The organism is Vibrio sp. V03_P4A6T147 (assembly GCF_002241085.1).
Taxonomy (GTDB): domain Bacteria; phylum Pseudomonadota; class Gammaproteobacteria; order Enterobacterales; family Vibrionaceae; genus Vibrio; species Vibrio anguillarum.
Window position 1 is genome coordinate 1 of record NZ_NDIO01000298.1, and the last position, 2,109, is coordinate 2,109.

Below are 2,109 nucleotides of genomic sequence, written 5' to 3' on the forward strand. Positions count from 1 at the left end.
CACTTGTTGGACGATGCTATGGCTTAACTTGATTTAAGTCAATAGATATTTTTACGTCTAGACGTCTAAACGCTTTGGTGAATTAGGTAGTGATGAAAAAAATAAAGCGTGTAATAATCATCATATCTTGCGTGATATGAGAGAGTTATTTTGGCTAAACCTGCAGTGTTTTTAGATCGCGATGGCGTGATCAACGTTGACCATGGCTATGTTCATGATGAGCATGATTTTGAGTTTATTGATGGTGTATTTGAAGCCACTAAGAAGTTTCAAGACATGGGGTATTTGCTGGTTTTGGTGACCAACCAATCAGGTATCGCTCGTGGGAAATTTAGTGAAGAGCGCTTTTTATCTTTAACGCAATGGATGGACTGGAATTTTGCCGATCACGGTGTCGAGTTTGATGGTATTTATTACTGCCCGCACCATGCAGAGCACGGTGAAGGTAAGTATAAAGAAGAGTGTGATTGCCGCAAACCCAAGCCTGGTATGTTTATCTCCGCACGGGATTTTCTTGATATCGATATGGAAAAATCCGTGATGATAGGCGATAAAGCTGAAGATATGATGGCTGCACAAGCCGCAGGTGTTGGTACTCGTGTGTTGGTGCGTACCGGTAAACCCGTTACTGAGCAAGGTGAATTACTCGCCACCGTGGTACTTGATAGTATTCGCGATGTCCCTGCTTTTCTTGCACAGTAAAAATTCCCCCCTTTGTGGAAGGCAATATGAATAAATCATTTCTTTTTGTTGGATTCAGTGTTGGTTTTTTAGCAGCATGCTCACCACATTACGCGAACGATTCACGCGTTGAAAGTGAGAACCTGTTCCAGCATTATCAATGCCGTTCTGGTGAGCATTTTGATGTTGCGTATATTGAGCAACAGTCAGCCCTTCTCCGTATTGCTGATCGCGAATATACATTAATACAAATTCCAGCCGCCTCTGGCGCAAAGTATGTGATCGACGATAGCGAGCAAACTCAGCCTCAAACCGTGCTTTTACATACGAAAGGCGATGAGGCTTTGCTCGAAGTGGGATCAACGACTTATCAAGGCTGTACCACTCAATAATTCATTTAAGATAAGCGCATGCTATCTTCCATTTTTATTTACGCTATAGGTTCGCATGAGCAGAAAACTGACTATCTTGGATATTGCAAAACTGTCTGGTGTTGGTAAATCGACGGTTTCTCGTGTATTGACGAACGACCCAAAAGTGAAGCCTGAAACACGAGCAAAAGTGGAACGCGTTATCCAAGATTCTGGGTATGTGCCATTGAAATCGGCTCAGTTAATGCGTGGTGGCAGTGAAAAAGTGATTGGCGTGATTATCTCACGCCTTGAGTCACCGTCTGAAAACCGTGCCGTGGGGCGAATGCTACAGGTGTTGTATCAAAATGGGTACGATGTGGTGATTATGGAAAGCCAGTTTGATCGCACTAAAACGAACGAGCACCTTGAGGTTTTACATAAGCGTAATGTGGATGGTGTAATTGTATTTGGTTTTACCGATCTCGATATCACACAACTCAACCTATGGGCATCGCGAGCGGTTGTGATTGCGATGGATGCCGATAAAGTCTCATCGATTAACTATGACAATTATGGTGTTATTCAAGGCGCGCTTGCTCATTTGACTTCGAAAAATCGAGTTCATATTTCCTACATTGGGGTCGATCCTAGCGATAAAACGACAGGTAAATTACGTTTAGATTCGTACTTAGATTGGTGCAAACAAAGTGGATGCACTCCCAATTATCGCACTGGGCGTTTGCATCATGAAAGTGCCTACCAACTGGTTGATGAAGTGCTGAATGATCAGACTCAAGCTATCGTGTGCGCCAGTGACACTCTGGCACTTGGCGTGATTAAACGTCTCCAAGAATTAGGCCGAGATGATATTGCCGTCACTGGTGTGGGTGGTAATGAACTGCTCTCTTTTCTTTTCCCTAATATTTACAGTATTGATCCTGGCTATGCTCAAGCGGGAGAAAAAGCAGCTAATTTATTGATTTTACAGCTTAATAATGAAATGAACCCTGCACACATCACTCAACAACCGCTAACAAGCTAACTCCTTATTTCTTAAAGTGAATTACAATTAGTC

3 protein-coding genes are annotated in these 2,109 nt (G+C 42.8%); all 3 read left to right on the forward strand.

Features of this window, described 5'->3' with window-relative positions; genetic code table 11:
• The first annotated feature begins 150 nt into the window (after positions 1–150).
• From gmhB to treR, 3 genes are read left to right on the forward strand one after another with little or no spacing between them, the layout of a single operon-like run.
• Positions 151–702 (forward strand): D-glycero-beta-D-manno-heptose 1,7-bisphosphate 7-phosphatase, encoded by a 552-nt coding sequence (gene gmhB / locus B9J84_RS11700; RefSeq protein ID WP_017044207.1) that lies wholly within the window; start codon positions 151–153, stop codon positions 700–702.
• A gap of 26 nt (positions 703–728) precedes the next feature.
• The gene (locus B9J84_RS11705) at positions 729–1,073 is read left to right on the forward strand and encodes an MliC family protein (RefSeq protein ID WP_094124190.1); all 345 of its coding nucleotides are present in this window, start codon (positions 729–731) and stop codon (positions 1,071–1,073) included.
• A 55-nt stretch (positions 1,074–1,128) separates the two neighbouring features.
• Positions 1,129–2,076: a trehalose operon repressor TreR gene (gene treR, locus B9J84_RS11710; RefSeq protein WP_013857380.1), complete on the forward strand. Its 948-nt coding sequence runs from the start codon at positions 1,129–1,131 to the stop codon at positions 2,074–2,076.
• Positions 2,077–2,109 lie beyond the last annotated feature (33 nt).

Bases quoted from the DNA above. Each gene is read 5' to 3' on its own strand.
- B9J84_RS11705 (WP_094124190.1), top strand. From the start codon at position 729: ATGAATAAATCATTTCTTTTTGTTGGATTCAGTGTTGGTTTTTTAGCA.
- treR (WP_013857380.1), top strand. From the start codon at position 1,129: ATGAGCAGAAAACTGACTATCTTGGATATTGCAAAACTGTCTGGTGTT.